The organism is Desulfobacterium sp. N47, assembly GCF_051233685.1.
Taxonomy (GTDB): domain Bacteria; phylum Desulfobacterota; class Desulfobacteria; order Desulfobacterales; family RPRI01; genus RPRI01.
Genome location: NZ_JBAMMY010000160.1, coordinates 18,466 through 35,293, shown reverse-complemented (window position 1 = coordinate 35,293; position 16,828 = coordinate 18,466). Strand labels below are relative to the sequence as shown.

Here is a 16,828-nt window from a genome sequence, read left to right as displayed (position 1 = left end):
GAGGGAATCAACAGCCTTATCCAAGCAGCTAAAGCCAAGGCCAGGGGATACAGGACCATCAAAAACCTGATCACCATGATCTACCTCATTGGTGGCAAACTCGAATTCAGGTTACCCACATGAAATAGCGAGGAACCATTTGAGTTATATTTTCCTGTAACAAGAGATAAAATATCAAATAAAATCTTGTCTGTACCCATCGAAGAATTAAAAGGAAACGGGGAATCGATTTTAGTTGTTGATGATGTTGAAAGCCAGAGAGAAATATCCTGTAAGATGCTGGATGTACTTGGATATAAAACTAAAGCCATATCCGGTGGAAAAGAAGCCGTAGACTATTTAAAAGAAAACAAAGCGGATTTAATATTGCTTGATGATTATGGATCCTGGTATAAATGGTCGGGAGACATATGAGAAGATTATAGAAATTCATCCGGGACAAAAAGCTGTGATAGTAAGCGGGTTTTCCGAAACGGATGAGATGAAGGCAGCCCAGAAATTAGGCGCCGGAGAATATATAAAAAAACCGTTGACCTTATAAAAGATAGGTCTGGCAATTAAAGCGGAACTCAGGAAATAGTTGTTTGGCCGTTTGATTTTCAGGGATATGGCATTTGTTAATTCACTTCCGATAATCGTTTTTATAGGATTAACCGCTGTAAATTGAAAGCATCAGGTTAAACATTTAAGGATTTTAGTTCTGCATGCGGTTACCCTGATCGAATGGGTATACACTATTGACGACAGGGGGCAAATCCGTTAAATATTATAAATATGTGTAAATAATTAATGCATGACTAATATATCAGAGGGTAGTGCCATGGATAACTTAGAGGCGATTTTTTCACCAAAATCGGTTGCCGTTATCGGAGCTTCAACAACTCCGGGAAAAGTCGGGCATGATATTTTTGCTAATATTTTGAAAGGTGGTTTCGCAGGCGTTCTTTATCCCGTCAATCCAAGCGCCAAATCGATTCTATGCGTAAGGGCTTATCCGAGCTTAAACGAGATACCGGATGAAGTTGATCTTGCAATTATTATTTTGCCTCCTGCTGTTGCTATAAAAGCCGCTCATGAAGCTATAGAAAAAAAGGTCAAAGGACTTGTTATTGTGTCGGCGGGCTTTCGCGAAGTAGGGGGCAAAGGACTTGAAATAGAAAATGAAATCGTTTCCGTTTGCCGCAAGGAAGGGATTCGGATAATAGGCCCGAATTGTCTTGGCGTGATAAATCCCAATCCTTTGGTAAGACTTAACGCAAGCTTTTCAGTTCGTATGCCAAAGTTTGGAAACATATCATTTATTTCCCAGAGCGGCGCTCTTTGCACTGCTGTACTTGATTTTGCCGCAGACATGGATTTTGGTTTTTCCAAGTTTATTTCAATCGGAAACAAGGCGGATGTGGATGAGCTTGATCTTCTCAAATATCTTCATAAAGATTTAGATACTGAAGTAATAATGATCTATCTCGAAGAACTTCGGCGCGGCCCTGAGTTTATTGAAGATGTTAAAAAAATCACATTGGGGAATATAAAACCTACACCAATTATAGCAATAAAATCGGGACGTACCGGAGCCGGGGCTCTTGCAGCAGCATCTCATACCGGTGCTCTGGCCGGAACGGAAGCAGTCTATGACGCAATCTTTCAGCAGTCCGGTATTATCCGTGTCGATTCAATTCATGAGCTGTTTGATTTTGCCAGTGCATTCGCATCCAGAAATGAAAACGAGCAGGGAAAGCTTAGAAGAAAAGTTCCGGCCGGAAACAGAGTAGCTATTGTAACAAACGCGGGCGGGCCCGGAATTGTGGCTACCGATATGACGGTTTCTTCCGGTCTTAAGCTTGCAGAATTTTCCGAAGAAACAATAGAAGTACTTGCAAGCCATCTTCCTGCAACAGCTAATATCCATAACCCGGTTGATGTTGTCGGCGATGCAGCTCAGGACAGATACGAAAATGCACTTTCGGCTGTAACAAGAGACGAAGGTGTAGACGGAGCGCTAGTAATTCTTACTCCCCAGTCTATGACCAACGCCCTTGGAACTGCAGAAGCCATAGCAAGGATCGCAAGGCGCTCAAACAAGCCTATTCTTTGTTGTTTCATGGGTATTTTTGATGTTTCTGCTGGCGTCAAATATTTACAGGAACATGGAATTCCGGTTTTTAAATTTCCTGAAAATGCCGCAAAAGCACTTGGTGCGCTTTATAAATATTCTACCATGATGAACCGGCAGGAATTGGCGCCATATACTTTGCAGCATGATAAAAAACGCGCGGAAGAAATCATCGCCCGATGTATTGATGAAGGAAAGTATAAATTAGGCGAACTTGAGAGTGGTGAATTGCTGGAGTGTTATGGTTTTAAAACACTGACATCCGGACTTGCAAAGACAAAGGATGAAGCTGCACAAATTTCAGACAGTTTAACTTTTCCTGTAGCAATGAAAATTGTTTCACCGGATATTCTGCACAAAACGGATGCAGGAGGCGTGGTGCTTGAAATTAACAGCAAAAATGACGTGTTAAAAACATTCGATGAGATAATGAACAAAGCCTTGGAATTTGACGGGAAGGCTGAAATTAAAGGCATACTTATTCAGCAGATGGCTAAAAAAGGCGCAGAAGTAATTCTCGGCATGAACCGTTATCCGGTGTTCGGGCCTTTGCTTATGGTAGGGTTGGGCGGAATATTTGTAGAACTCTTTCAAGATGTTGTTTTTGCACTGGCCCCTGTTGAGAGAAATGAAGCCCGAAGAACAATCCGTCAGATAAAAGGATTCAAATTGTTCAAGGGTTTTCGTGGAAGACCTGTTTGCGATCTTGAAGCACTCAATAAATTATTGGTAAGTCTGTCTGCAATGTCGATTAACCATGAAGAAATTATGGAAATGGACATAAATCCGATTTTACTGCATGAAGAAGGCTTAGGCGCAACCGTTGCTGATTGCCGAATAATTCTGAGAAAAGAAAATGCTGAAAAATAACCGGATATATCCGGTTATAGCAGCAGTCCCCGAACTGGAAAAAAATCTTAAGGGAAGAGATAAGGTGCAGACTTTAAGCCAGCTTGCAAGATATGCTCTTGAAATATCCTGTCAGAAAAGCGGTATAATTTTAGGTGTTCTTGATAAAGATCAAAACGGCGCTCCTGTTCCTTTTGACGGAAATTTCTGGTCGGTTACCCATAAAAGCGAATATGCCGGAGGAGTTGTTGCCAAAAAAGCAACAGGGTTTGATATTGAAAAAATCAAGCCGGTTTCAAAAGCTCTTATTGATAAAGTTGCCGGTCACAAAGAATGGGCGCTTTCAGATTCGGGCAAAGAAATAAATTTTTTTCGTTTCTGGACAGCCAAGGAGGCAGTATTAAAAGCATCAGGTAAAGGCATAAGCGGCCTTTCGGATTGCAGCATTGAAAAGATAATAGATGACAAATCTCTTATTGTAAAATACAACAATCAAAAACAGGAAGTTTGGCACTATTTTTTTGACGGACATATCGCATCCATTGTTAACAATGGTTTTGACATAGAATGGACTCTTTTATAAGTTAAGGGTCATGAACCGTGGATCAGGAGTTCACGCCTAACACGGCTCAAAATGAAAACAATAAGGGAGGTATAATAGATGGAAGTTACATTTTACGGAGCTGTTAGAGAAGTTACAGGTTCAATGCATGTAATAACAGCCAATTCTGATAAAATTATGCTTGATTGCGGAATGTTTCAGGGCCGCAGGAAGGACAGCGAACAAAAAAACAAGGAATTTCCTTTTGATCCTAAATCTATAATTAATCTCATTCTTTCCCATGCACATATAGACCATTCCGGCAGAATCCCGCTTTTAGTAAAAAACGGTTTTACAGGCCGGATTTTCTGCACCAGAGCGACTGCCGATGCCTGCACCTTTCTTCTGGCCGATTCAGCCCATATCCAGGAATCTGATGCCAATTACTTAAACTATAAAACTCTTAGAAATGCTTTGCTGTCAAAAAGCAAAGGGAAAAGCAAGAATAATAAAAAATCCGAAATTGCAGCAATGCTGAAGCATGAAGGGAATAAACTTAATGTAGAAAAAATTACCGAACTCATAAAAGAAAATGATCTTGAACATATCGAACCTCTTTATACTATCGAAGATGCACAAAATTCACTTGGTTACTTTGATAGATACCCTTATCGTGTTCCATTTGAAATTGGACAGGATACAACATGTACATTGTTTGAAGCCGGGCATATTCTCGGTTCAGCTGTTTCTTTAATAAAGATAAAGGAAAATGGGCGGGTTTTCAGGCTTTGTTATACGGGAGATATTGGAAGATATGACAAGCCGATAATAAAAAACCCCTGTGCCTTGTTTCCGGAAGAAGATAAAAATATAGATCTTCTTATTATGGAAAGTACTTATGGCGACAGAGAACATGAGGCTATGGAGGATTTAAGGCCTCAACTGAAGAAAATAATAAATGATACTGTAGCCCGTGGCGGATCTATAGTTATACCGGCTTTTGCATTCGGCAGAACACAGGAGCTTCTTTATATAATTCATGAACTCTATCATGGTGGTGAAGTCCCCAGGATTCCGGTATATGTGGACAGCCCTCTTGCTACAAATATAACCAAGGTTTTCGGTGAGCATCCTGAAGTCTACAGCGATGAAACAGTTAAAGCTTTTCTTTCAATAGGCGATAATCCCTTTGCATTCAAAGAGCTAAAATTTGTAGCTTCAGTTGATGAATCAATGGTTCTTATGAGAGATAACACTCCGCATATAGTACTTGCAGCTTCAGGTATGTGTGAAGCAGGCAGAGTGCTTCATCATCTTCGTTATAAAATGCATAACCCTAAAAATACAATTCTTTTAGTAGGTTTTATGGCCCAGAATACGCTCGGGCGCCGTATTCATGATCAGGGGCTTGAGTACGAAAAATCCGGAAGAAAAGGCGAACCACCTCTTCTGAAACTCCTGAACAAAGAATACCCGTTAAAAGCGCATGTACTCAAATTAGGCGGATTCAGCGCTCATGGGGATAAAAATGAAATGCTGCGATTCTTAAAAGAATCGAAACTTAAAATTAAACAAATTGCAGTCGTCCATGGAGAAGAAGAACAATCCATAGCTTTTGCCGATTTTTTAAGCAAAAACGGATATTCCACTATGATTCCTGAACCAGGTAAAACACTTAAATTGACTTAAAATGAATCCGGACATTAGCTGGTTTTCACTTCCAGCTACATTTTTTACAGTTTTTTTCTGTGTTTCTCTGTTTTATTTTTGGCAAACTATGTTGCCGTGAAAGTAGGCCTTTGTGGAATAAGCACCTTAACTTTGGCGGCATTGCGCTTTAATATTGCATCGATTTCTTCTCTAAGGTTCTCAGGCTCTTAGGATAGACTTATACCTTCATGCGCTACAGCCATAAATATTTATTATTTGCATACCCCCACAACTCTTACCTTGATGGTTGGGTGATTGGGGTCATCGCTTATGATTTTAAGCCATGAATTATATTGTCCTGGAAAAGTATAATTAAATACGACCCGGAAGATTGCCGACTCACCAGGATGCATTATTTTCGGCATTGGCGCTAAAGTATTATTTATTGAGAAGGCATCACAAAGCGGATCGAAAAGTATATCCAGAATTGTCAAATCCGTTGTTCCCTGGCTTTGGATCACAACATCTTTTGTTAAGGAAGCGTCGCCGGAGCTGATAGATCCGAAGTTTATATATTCCTGTTGAACATAACATCCTTGCCCTGCTGTTATCCCAGTCAGAGTCACAATAATTTTGGCGTTGCGGGGATCATTGCTCTCAATGGTTAAAGTGCCGTTGTATGCTAAGCCGGTGGCGGTGGGATAAAATACCACGTCGATCATTTGGGATGCTTCCGGTGGGATAGTTATCGGAAGTAAAGAATAATGAATGCTTGGCCTGATACCAGGGTCATGGGCAAAATAAAAATTAGTGGGATAGAAATCGGTGGCTCCCGGCGATGCAATATCAAGATGATTAAGTATAAGGTTGGCATCACCCTGGTTCATAATAGTAACTTGTTTGTGATATTCCTGATTGACTACCCTGAGTCCATAATCAATACCGGTAACATCCAACGCTATTTTTTGCTCGGGTATAAAACCAATGCCATGAAGCTGCACTTGCAGCGTTTGTGATAGGTCCCACCTTCCCGCCGGGTAATAATCGATCAACATGACAGCGCTTGCCTCTTCAACGCTTGTTGGCGAATAGGTAACAGGAAAAGCATAATCATCACCGGAAAAAATCCTGTTTGGGGTGGATAAACCCTGATGACAAAACTGGCCCGGAGGACTTTCGTTTTCAAGCTTAGATCTTACTTCGCAATAAGCATCGGCGTCTCCTGAATTTATCAAAAATATCCACTTGGTTGCACTTCCATCAACTCCGTAAGATCCGGGCTGGTAAACCCTGACTCTGCCGAAATCGGTAATGGCAGGAGATGCTTCAACATTGGGCGAAGCCACATGAACAATAAGATATATGTTGATAGTGCCTGCTTCCGGGTTTGAAGTATTTAAGATAAGGGTGCTGCTATAGTTTCCAGGTTGGTCTGCATGAAATGTAATCTCTGCTTCCAGCGCATGGCCGAAATAAATGCTATCTTCCGGAATAGAAAAATCTGCATTTTGGGAGTTAAAATCATCCGAAAACTTCCAGGATGTTATTTTAAGTTCGCCACCGCCTTGATTATAAATCTTGAATTTGCCTGTTACTATGTGTCCAAGAACCACGTTGGCAGACCACCTGTTGGTAATAAGGTCTTCTCCGTTTTGACCTGAAAAGCGTATTTCCACCTGGGGAGAGAATTCTTCCGGCCTGTAGAGTTCAATAAATAAACGGCGCACAAGTGCGGCAAGAATGTCTTTCATCTGGGGTATGGATAAGCAGCTTTTTGCCCGGTTCAGGTAATAATTGCGATCCATTGTGCTTGCAGAGTCTAAAACCCCATAGGAATACAACCTTAAGCATACATCGGCATAAAAATTCTCGGATAGAAATTCAGATGGCCCGCTTACGCTCTTAAGGCGGTGAAGCTGATGTTCATATTTCTTGATAAGGTATTCCATGGCCCATGCGAAATCGGATAACGTTTTATAGCTATTCGGATCAATGCTGTTATCTGCCTGAAAAGCTGCGGAAAAGCCGCCAATCTCTCCCATCATAACTGACTCAAAGGTATATACCATGGCTATCATACGCTGTCTGTTTTGCAGGACATAGCTGCAGGCATCCGAAACCCGCTTTAATAATTCAGTTCGGACAGTTCCGAGTCTTATTCCGGCATAATCCAGATTATTTTTCGCCCAGGTTCGATGGTGGTTAAAATCTATGGAGTTTTGATCTGCTTCCTGACTTGAATCGGAAAAACTGATCCCTGCATTGATGAAGCTTAGAACCGAATTGGCAAAGAAGTCCGCGGCATGGTCAATACCCAGACCGAGCTGACGATCATACTGCAATCTGAATTTTTCCGTAAGATCAAAGATAATGACCTGGTTTGATTCATGCCTGGCCCGGTCCATGTGGGTAAGCGGGTTTGTATCATTCCATCCGGTGTTAACATAGTGCCCGTATCGCGCCATAAGGATTGACTGATTGGTGTAGAAAGCGGCAAAACCTAAAGGAGCGGTCTGATAAACTTTTAATGCCGGATCTCCAAGCAAGCTCATCATTATGATTGTATAAGCAGCGCCTCTATCACCGGCATTATACCGGGCCGATATATTTTGCTGCAAGGCTAAACGGGTGGCGTCAAAGGCGATGCCCAAGCGGTTATGAAGGATTTGATCGCCGATAAAAAGATGCGGAGCAGTAAGGCTGTGGAAAAATGTTTGTTGAACGGATTTGCCTAATCCGATTGAGATCTCATCCATATACCCCATATAGGCAACTGCTCCTCCTGCCGGGTTAAAAACCAGATGCTTACTCAACGAATCTTCAGTGTAGCGGTTTGTTAAGCAAGAATCTGCATAGAATATGCTGTGTTGATATGTATTGGCAAGTGCGTCCGCCAAACCGGTATTGAAGCCATCGCAACAGCCTCCTGTATTTCCATGACCGGATAAACTTACTATATGCTGCCCTTGATTCAGTTTGTTTCGCAGCCTGTTTTGTGAATAGTATTGTACTTCCGGCACATAACGGTCAACAGGAGGTAGATCGACCACATCTTCGTACAATCTGGAAACCAGATCCCACTCGGGAGCTTCTGCCCCAACTTGTTTACGTAGTACTTCCTGATCCGCCATTGAGCCTTCCTCATCTTTTGGATCAAAAATAAATTTCAAAGGATCAAGCTGATCGCTGCTGTCATAGACCGCAATCCATAAAGTCGGAACCGGCAATCCCAGAGAATCAAGTTCGCTTGGGTAAAGATCACTTTCTTTTTGAGCCTGGCTCTTTGCATAAAACCATCCGAATTTACTCATCTTGGCCTGGTGATCATAAGGAATTTCACGGTAGTCTCCATCAACTTTGACGCTCAGCAGGTTTTGCGGCTCCCTGAATTCCTTCTTTAAATGTACTATAAAGTTCTGCACTACCTGATCGTCAGGAATGCCATAAACCAATATCCAATTAAGCGTATTATTATCAAAGTACCATCCGGGTTTACGCTTAGAAGCATTGGCGTTTTTTTGAAGTATCCAGCCGCCAACGTTGGTTTGAACGGCTATATTGTCAATATCTTTACAGGTAAGTTGGATGTGGATTTTTATATAATCATTGCCTGGTGTATGGCAAAACCGGTTTTCATCCGGTTGATTATTTTTAATTTTATCGGCATCTGTCTCTTGAGTAATCTGTAATTCATCAATTAGCTTGATAAGTGAAAATGGTAAACCGCTTGTATGATGGTACCGGTTATCGCCTGGCGGATATTTGGTTGAACGTAATATATCTGTTGAATGATCGGACATATCCCAGGATGTGGCAACGAAAAGGACTCTGTGGAGCCAATCTGTGGAAAATCCAATTCCATCAGGCCTGCGTAATTGTTCATACGCAATTACCTTATTGACAAAGGTATTAGCCTGATCAACACCTGATACCGGAACACGCCCGATGCTGATATCATTATTATAGTCAACGATATTCCCGTTAATGTTTTGATTTTCCTGCCAGTCATTTGTCTGGCTAAGGTTTGAGTAATAGAAGTCAGTCGGTAAAGAAGGCTTCCACCACCCTATTTCCAAAGTGCGGATAGGCACTATGCTTTGATCACCGCCCAGCAATACATAAGTGACTCCCCAGGTATCATGAGCCAATCGCAGAAATTTTCGGATAATATTTTGTAAATCTTTTGACCCTGTGGAAAAATCACCATAAACATCATTGACGATATCACTGACTGTAACTACCCTTGCACGCAAACCCGTCTGGCTTCTCCAGTCTTTCAACACGGAAAAAGCTGCTACCAGATCTCCTGGCACAGTGCCGCTTGGTGTTTTACTAGCCGCATCCCAAATCCGGTTGTCTGTAATGATAAGATAATCAACCGGATCGGGCAAAGATGGTAATTGCCATAACTTATGAGTTATATCTTCCGGGTTGATTACTATTGTTTTGGCAAGTTGAGTATTACGGAAAGATTGTGAATCCGAAACAGGAAAGCATCTGTTGTCCTCCTGGGCGGTTTTTAGTTCTGAAACAGGCTCAAGATGGATTATACCCTCGATTCTGCTGGCCAAATCAAGATGGCGCATTCGGGTTAAAGCAACCGGGTTGACTTCAAGTACGGCAATGGGAATGGATGCAATCCAGCGTGTCCCGATCAAACGGATCAGTGGACGCGTGTAGATTTTCTCCTTCCGGTAAAGGCTTTGTTTGACACAAATACCTGGCCTGATTCTTAAACTGCTACTATATGGAGGCATGGGAGCTAAAACAAACGGCTTTTTCGCAAGCCTTATTTTTTTTATAAACTTAGTCTCTATATTATTTGCCCGGGTATTTTGCGGCAAAGCCACAAACAGAGTTTTTGCGGGAAGCCCAGGCCCTGATATTGGGCCGGACAGATGCCAATTTGCATAAGTTACACGAGCGCCCATTTGAGTTTCCATAATTTTTATGGCCGTCCGGTTAAACTCAAAATTGATTTTTATAAAGGATTCAGACTCATTCAGTGTTGTCTCAATATGAATTTCCATTATATTTTCCTATGTTATTATATCATTTTCAGCCTAAGCTATAGCAATTGTCACAAATCATACGTACCCATACCCAATTACAACCAAGCAATCGGAATATTATTATTATTATGACAAATCTATATAAGCTGTAGTTTGCATAAGCCAGATTCAGGCAAGTATACGAGCCTTATATATTGAAATAAGCCATTTCATCAATTTAAATTCATTTTCATTCAGAGCCGATTCCGAAAATATTTTTGCATTAATAATAATTACTTGGTATATATCATAAAAAAATAACCCACAAGGTGTTCTATTATGATAAGAAACTGTAAGATATATCGTGCAAAAACCTAAATCTTTACTAAAACTGCCTGTAATGGATTACAATAAGAAGGATCCTACAAAAACAGTTATTTAAAAACCGCGGGCTAAACTGTTATATACAACAGAGACTTATGAGAAGTATCGGATATCAGGAAAGAACTTACAGGAATTCTGTCGTTTCAGACAGACTTGTTTCATTTAATGTTATTGCACAGGAAACTGATTTACTGGTACATGCCACAAAGCCGCTTGAAAAAGTAACTCTGGAGATGGTACTGAAACACAGAAGGATTATTGAAAAATATATCAGCGAATACCCCGGATTTTTAAAAACGCTTGTTCCATGGAATATCGAAGAATTTGCACCCAAAATTATAAGAGAAATGGTATACGCCGGGAAAAAAGCCGGAGTTGGCCCGATGGCGGCTGTAGCCGGAACTGTTGCAGAATATGTCGGAAATGATCTTTTATTATATTCGGATGAAGTTATAGTAGAAAACGGGGGTGATATATTCTTAAAAACAAACAATGCCCTAACTGTAGGCATCTATGCAGCACATTCCCTTTTAAGTCTTAAAATCGGTCTGCGTATTGACTCGCTCCATAAACCGGTTGCAGTATGCACCTCATCGGGAACAGTGGGGCATTCGCTTAGCTTCGGAAAAGCCGATGCGGTTTGTATTATATCAGATTCATGCTCACTTGCGGATGCTGTGGCAACTGCTGTAGGTAACCGGGTAAAGAAAAAAAAAGATGTTGAAAAAGCTATTGAATTTGGCAGCGCCATTGAAGGTGTCAAAGGTATTGTTGTCATAATCGGCGATAAAGCCGGATTTTGGGGAGATGTGGAAGTCGTATCTCTTTAAATCATTAATCGGAGGTTGGAATGAAAACTGTGTGGGCGCCGTGGCGTATTGAATATATTCTTGATAACAAAAATGAAGGCTGCGTTTTTTGCAATGCCTTATCCAAAAATGATGACCTTACTTTATTCAAGGGTGTTTTAACCATGGTGGTAATGAATAAATTTCCATATACAAACGGCCATCTTCTTGTTGCGCCTGCAAAGCACATTTCGGCTTTAGACGAACTTGATAAAAAAGAAAAAGCCGATTTGCTTGATATGGTGGATAAATCCATAGGGATATTAAAACTTGTCATGAAACCCGACGGATTCAACGTGGGATTAAATCTTGGAAAGGTTGCAGGAGCCGGCATTGAAGAGCATCTGCATTTTCATATAGTTCCAAGATGGTTTGGCGATATAAATGCGCTTACAGTATTTGCCGATATAAGGGTTATCCCTGAACATATAAAATCCACTTATAATAATTTAAAACCGCACTTTGAAAAATTGACTGATTTGTAAAACCTGCACAGAATGTGAGCGCATAAGCTCTTGCCTGTCGGACAATAAGTCTTTTTCCATCTTTTAAAGATTAACAAACGCAGACCAAAAAAACAGGAGAATAAAATGAAAAAATTCAAGATCGGGCTTTTATCAGTCATTTTTGGAGTCTTCGGGCTATTTATCATACAAAATCTTCAATTTCTTCTTGAGCAGAAAAGTTTCACCATTAACCTTTTTTTTATTAAGGCTTACACTACACCTGAACTGCCCTTAGGAATAATTCTTCTTATATGCTTTGTTACCGGATATCTTATCTCATATATCATAGCACTGTTTGAACGGTTTACTCTTAATAATGTTATCAAAGGCTTAAATTATACAATAGAGTCAAATATTGAAAAGATTGCTGATCTGAAAAATGAAGTTAGTTTGATTAAAAAAGAAGTTTCCGTCCGGAATGAACAAAATTAAAATTTAACGGGTATTTTGCTGCATGCATCCATCAAACGCAACACCAATGATAAAACAATATCTTTCTATTAAAGGAAACTATCCTGACGCGATACTTCTATACAGAATGGGAGATTTCTATGAGATGTTTTTTGAAGATGCCGAGGTTGCATCGAAAGTTCTTGAAATCACCTTAACCTCACGAAACAAGAAAGAAGAGTTTCCGGTTCCCATGTGCGGGGTTCCTCATAAAGCAGTAAAAGCTTATATCGCAAAATTAATTGCTAATGGTTTTAAGGTGGCTATCTGTGATCAAAAAGAAAATCCGGCTGAAGCAAAAGGCCTTGTTAAAAGGGATGTAGTCAGGGTTATTACTCCCGGTATGATCATAGAAGATGAATTCCTTGACGAAAAAACAAACAATTATATCCTTTCAATTGCCCGTTACTCAGATAACGTAGGGATTTCCTGCATTGATATTTCAACCGGGCTGTTCCGGCTAACTGAAGGAAACGATCTGCTATCGCTTGCAGAAGAGATACGCAGAGTAGCTCCCAGTGAGATACTTTTACCCGAATCATCAAAAAATGACCGGTTTCTATCCGGTTTGGTAAATGGCTTGAATGGGATACCTATAACTTATCTTGACGACAATAACTTTGACTATAAAAAGTGCAGGGAAAGACTGATCGGGCTTTTTAGAACCTTTTCGCTTGAGGGATTCGGCTGCGAAGATAAAAAAGCTGGCATTTGTGCGGCAGGAGCGCTGGTTTTTTATATAAAAGAAACCCAAAAACAAAGCGCCGGGCATTTCTCATCAATCGAAACATATAATCTTGATAAATATCTTCTTATTGATGAGACAAGTTGTCAGAATCTTGAAATATTCAAAAATATACGCACAGGTTCAAAACACGGTACTCTTCTTGGCGTTTTAGACAGCACCTTAACACCCATGGGCGGAAGACTTATGCGAAGCTGGTTAAGATATCCGCTTCAAAACAGGGAAGAAATACTTTACCGCCTCGATGCCGTGGAAGAATTAAAAAATGATGTAACATCAAGAAGAAATATAAGAGAACAGTTAAATACCGTTTATGATATAGAGCGTCTCGGCAGTAAAATTGTCATGGGTCATTCCAATGCCAGAGATCTTGTGGCGCTTAAGAATTCACTCTTAACTCTTCCTTCAATAAAATATATTGCTGAAAATCTTAAGTCATCTTTTTTTGTCTGGGATTCTGAAATTGGTGAATTATCAGTACTTGCACAGCTAATCGACAAAGCAATAAGAGAAGATGCTCCGCCGGTAATAAATGAAGGAGGATTGATAAAAGAGGGTTTTAGTGAAGAGCTGGACATTCTTATCAGAGCCGGAAGCCAGGGAAAAGGCTGGCTTGCAAAGCTTGAAGCAAAAGAAAAAGAAGAAACAAAAATAAATTCGCTTAAAGTCAGATTTAATAAAGTTTTCGGATATTACATAGAAGTATCAAAAGCCCAGGCAAAATTTGTTCCTTCTCATTATATAAGAAAGCAAACCCTTGTAAATGCCGAAAGATATATTACAGATGAGCTGAAACAATATGAAAAGGATATCTTAAATTCACAGGACAGAAGAAACATTCTTGAATATGAATTGTTTACTCAAATAAGAGAAAATGCTGCAAAACTCAACCCGCTTATTCAACAGGTAGCAGGTTTTATTGCAAGGCTTGATTGTATTAACGCCTTTTCTGAAGTTGCTCATGAAAATAACTATTCAAGACCGGATCTGAATGATGAAGGCCTGATATCCATTGAAGAAGGACGCCATCCGGTAGTTGAAAAAATGATAACCGGTGAAAGATTTGTTCCGAATTCAATAATGATGGATGATGAAAACAATCAGATATTGATAATAACCGGGCCTAATATGGCCGGTAAATCAACTGTTTTACGCCAGGTTGCACTGATTGTCCTTATGGCTCACATCGGTTCATTCGTACCTGCTGCCAAAGCTTCAATAAATATAACCGATAAAATTTTTACCAGGGTAGGAGCTCTGGACAACCTCTCATCCGGTCAGAGCACTTTTATGGTGGAGATGCAGGAAACTGCCAACATCCTGAATAATTCCAGCTCAAGAAGCCTTGTGATTATGGATGAAATCGGAAGGGGTACAAGTACCTTCGATGGTATCAGCATAGCATGGGCGGTTGCCGAATATCTGCATGACCTTGATGGGAAAGGGGTCAAAACTCTGTTTGCCACACATTATCATGAGCTGATAGATCTGGCTTTAACAAAAGAACGCGTGAAGAATTTCAATATACTGGTAAAAGAGTGGAATGATGAAATAGTGTTTTTAAGAAAACTTGTTGATGGCGGAACAAACCGCAGCTACGGGATTCAGGTTGCAAGGCTTGCCGGTATACCGGGCAAAATCATAGCCAGGGCAAAAAAAATTCTTTATAAGATAGAAGATGAACACGCAATCAGCGGGGCGCCTTTGGTTGCCCAAAGCGGAGCCGGATCAAAACATAGCCAAATACAGCTTGATATGTTCACAAAACCGGAACACTTTATTGTTGAAAGACTTAAAAATGCTGATATAACAAAAATGACTCCTCTGGATGCATTAAATTTCATTAACGAACTACAGGAAAAGACGAACAAAGCCTGCCTGGACTGAAGTATTTAGAATATAGGCTTGGGGATAAAAGAACCGGGATGCTTAATTAATGGAAAGACAAGGCTGTATATATAAAAACGGAATAAATTATAATCAAATTACAACACTGAAAAGGTACACGCTTTATCTGACACTCTTCTTTTCTTTTATTCTACTCTTTCAGCCTTGTTTATCATCCGCCGGTGATGCCAAAACCGGATATTTTAGAGCAGAGGGTGCCTATAAATCATTGAGAAATAATCCTGCCAGGCAAAAATACAGGCAATTCTGGCTGGAATGTATAGATAAATTTCAAAAGGTGTACCGTGAAGATCCTTCAGGCCCGTGGGCTTCTGCAAGTCTTTATATGGCAGGCAACTTATATATTGAACTTCATAAACGCTCTTTGAAATCTTCAGATAAAAATGAAGCTATTGATATATTCGAACGGATAACAAAACGTTTTCCAGACAGCAAGTATGCCGCAAGAGCCCGTGAGGAAATTGAAAAAAATACAGCCGTGGTTTCAACTGAAAAGCCGGTTGATGAAACGAGCGCAACTCCTGACAAATCAAAAACAGCTGCCATTGAAGATAGTGCCGTTCAGACGAAAACTATTACACCGAAAGCATCAGAACTACAGGATTCAATAAAAGAAATAATTGCGCAGGCTGCTGTTCAGGAACAAGGTGCTAAAGAAAATACAGATTCAAAAAACAGCGGCATTGCAACAATAAGGGATTTGAGGCATTGGTCAAATCCCAACTACACCAGAATTGTTATCGATGCAGATAATGAAACATTATATACGCCAAAACTTTTAAGGCAGGACCCATCTATCGATAAACCACAGCGTTTATTCGTAGATTTTAAAAACAGCAAACTCGGCAGCAACATAAAAAAAGTAATCCCGATAAATGATGACTTGCTGAGCAGTGCCAGGGCAGGTCAGTATGAACCTGAAACAGTACGGGTTGTCGTTGATATTAAATCTTTTAAAACCTACAAAATATTTTCTCTTAAAAATCCGTTTCGGGTTGTAATAGACGTATGGGGAAGCAGTGATGAAACAGGAAAAAATGCCGATGCTGCATCGGAAAGCAGGGAAAAAATAATTCGGCCAGGAGACTTGTGCAAGCAATTTGCGCTGGGTGTTAAAAAGATAACAATCGACATGGGTCATGGGGGGCAGGATTTCGGAGCTCCGGGTTATATAAAAGGAATCCATGAGAAGAACATCGTTCTTACTCTGGGTGCAAAACTTGCAAAAAAAATACGGGAAGAGCTTCATTGTGAAGTAGTAATGACCCGGAAGAGCGATAAATATCTTACTCTTGAAGAGCGAACTGCCATAGCAAACACAAAAAATTCGGATCTGTTCATATCCATACATGCCAATGCTTCCCGGAATAAAGAGGCATATGGAATTGAGACATACTTTTTAAACCTGGCAACAGATAATGACGCTATACAGTTGGCAGCACGCGAAAATGCCACTTCAACAAAAAACATAAGCGATCTTCAGACAATTTTAAATGATCTTATGCAAAATTCCAAAATAAATGAATCAAGCCGCCTTGCCAGTCTTGTGCAGGAATCAATTTGCAAACATTTAAGCAGTAAATACGATATGATAAAAAATAAAGGAGTAAAGCAAGCGCCTTTTTATGTTCTTTTGGGAGCACAAATGCCGGCTATATTGATAGAGACTTCTTTTATCAGCAATAAGAGAGAATGCAAGCGCCTGACCGATTCCAAATACCAGGATATGATATGTGAAGGTATAGTTAATGGCATTCGCAGTTATATAAACGAAATAAATCCGACAGCCTTTTTGAGAGAATCTTGTGCAAAAGGTGGTTGAATCACAGATTAAATATCTAAG

12 protein-coding genes are annotated in these 16,828 nt (G+C 40.2%); 11 read left to right on the top strand and 1 reads right to left on the bottom strand.

Going from position 1 to position 16,828, the window contains the following annotated elements:
- The 6 genes from VXK47_RS10510 to VXK47_RS10485 all read left to right on the top strand — a co-directional run.
- Positions 1-123 (top strand): transposase (locus tag VXK47_RS10510; RefSeq protein ID WP_435547519.1); only part of this gene is annotated, 123 nt, incomplete at its 5' end.
- Positions 124-186: 63 nt separating this feature from the next.
- A complete protein-coding gene (locus tag VXK47_RS10505) occupies positions 187-414 on the top strand; it encodes a response regulator (RefSeq protein ID WP_435548737.1) in 228 nt (75 codons plus the stop codon).
- Positions 374-541, top strand: coding sequence for a response regulator transcription factor (locus VXK47_RS10500; protein ID WP_435548738.1), 168 nt, complete (start codon positions 374-376; stop codon positions 539-541). The genes VXK47_RS10505 and VXK47_RS10500 overlap by 41 nt, the downstream gene beginning before the upstream one ends.
- A 279-nt stretch (positions 542-820) precedes the next feature.
- Entirely contained in the window at positions 821-2,983 is a 2,163-nt protein-coding gene (locus VXK47_RS10495) for an acetate--CoA ligase family protein (RefSeq protein ID WP_435548736.1), read from the top strand.
- A complete protein-coding gene (locus VXK47_RS10490) occupies positions 2,970-3,545 on the top strand; it encodes a 4'-phosphopantetheinyl transferase family protein (protein ID WP_435548735.1) in 576 nt (191 codons plus the stop codon). The genes VXK47_RS10495 and VXK47_RS10490 overlap by 14 nt, the downstream gene beginning before the upstream one ends.
- Positions 3,546-3,623: 78 nt before the next feature.
- Positions 3,624-5,192, top strand: a complete 1,569-nt coding sequence (locus VXK47_RS10485) for an MBL fold metallo-hydrolase RNA specificity domain-containing protein (RefSeq protein ID WP_435548734.1) — start codon at positions 3,624-3,626, stop codon at positions 5,190-5,192.
- Between the two features lie 233 nt (positions 5,193-5,425).
- On the opposite strand, the gene VXK47_RS10480 is transcribed toward VXK47_RS10485, so the two are convergent.
- Positions 5,426-10,183 (bottom strand): C25 family cysteine peptidase, encoded by a 4,758-nt coding sequence (locus VXK47_RS10480; protein ID WP_435548733.1) that lies wholly within the window; start codon positions 10,181-10,183, stop codon positions 5,426-5,428.
- Between the two features lie 440 nt (positions 10,184-10,623).
- Here VXK47_RS10480 and VXK47_RS10475 point away from each other — a divergent pair, with 440 nt between their 5' ends.
- The 5 genes from VXK47_RS10475 (at position 10,624) to VXK47_RS10455 (ending at position 16,807) form a co-directional block, all read left to right on the top strand.
- Positions 10,624-11,358, top strand: a complete 735-nt coding sequence (locus tag VXK47_RS10475; protein ID WP_435548732.1) for a UPF0280 family protein — start codon at positions 10,624-10,626, stop codon at positions 11,356-11,358.
- A 20-nt stretch (positions 11,359-11,378) separates the two neighbouring features.
- Positions 11,379-11,861, top strand: coding sequence for an HIT family protein (locus tag VXK47_RS10470; protein ID WP_435548731.1), 483 nt, complete (start codon positions 11,379-11,381; stop codon positions 11,859-11,861).
- A gap of 105 nt (positions 11,862-11,966) precedes the next feature.
- A complete protein-coding gene (locus VXK47_RS10465; RefSeq protein WP_435548730.1) occupies positions 11,967-12,314 on the top strand; it encodes a LapA family protein in 348 nt (115 codons plus the stop codon).
- A 46-nt stretch (positions 12,315-12,360) separates the two neighbouring features.
- Positions 12,361-14,964, top strand: coding sequence for a DNA mismatch repair protein MutS (gene mutS, locus VXK47_RS10460; protein ID WP_435548729.1), 2,604 nt, complete (start codon positions 12,361-12,363; stop codon positions 14,962-14,964).
- 49 nt (positions 14,965-15,013) lie between these two features.
- Positions 15,014-16,807, top strand: a complete 1,794-nt coding sequence (locus VXK47_RS10455) for an N-acetylmuramoyl-L-alanine amidase (RefSeq protein WP_435548728.1) — start codon at positions 15,014-15,016, stop codon at positions 16,805-16,807.
- Positions 16,808-16,828 lie beyond the last annotated feature (21 nt).

Coding starts and splice junctions, on each gene's coding strand:
- mutS (WP_435548729.1), top strand. CDS start 12,361: ATGATAAAACAATATCTTTCTATTAAAGGAAACTATCCTGACGCGATA.
- VXK47_RS10455 (WP_435548728.1), top strand. CDS start 15,014: ATGGAAAGACAAGGCTGTATATATAAAAACGGAATAAATTATAATCAA.
- VXK47_RS10470 (WP_435548731.1), top strand. CDS start 11,379: ATGAAAACTGTGTGGGCGCCGTGGCGTATTGAATATATTCTTGATAAC.
- VXK47_RS10485 (WP_435548734.1), top strand. CDS start 3,624: ATGGAAGTTACATTTTACGGAGCTGTTAGAGAAGTTACAGGTTCAATG.
- VXK47_RS10500 (WP_435548738.1), top strand. CDS start 374: ATGATTATGGATCCTGGTATAAATGGTCGGGAGACATATGAGAAGATT.
- VXK47_RS10480 (WP_435548733.1), bottom strand. CDS start 10,183: ATGGAAATTCATATTGAGACAACACTGAATGAGTCTGAATCCTTTATA.
- VXK47_RS10495 (WP_435548736.1), top strand. CDS start 821: ATGGATAACTTAGAGGCGATTTTTTCACCAAAATCGGTTGCCGTTATC.
- VXK47_RS10465 (WP_435548730.1), top strand. CDS start 11,967: ATGAAAAAATTCAAGATCGGGCTTTTATCAGTCATTTTTGGAGTCTTC.
- VXK47_RS10490 (WP_435548735.1), top strand. CDS start 2,970: ATGCTGAAAAATAACCGGATATATCCGGTTATAGCAGCAGTCCCCGAA.
- VXK47_RS10475 (WP_435548732.1), top strand. CDS start 10,624: ATGAGAAGTATCGGATATCAGGAAAGAACTTACAGGAATTCTGTCGTT.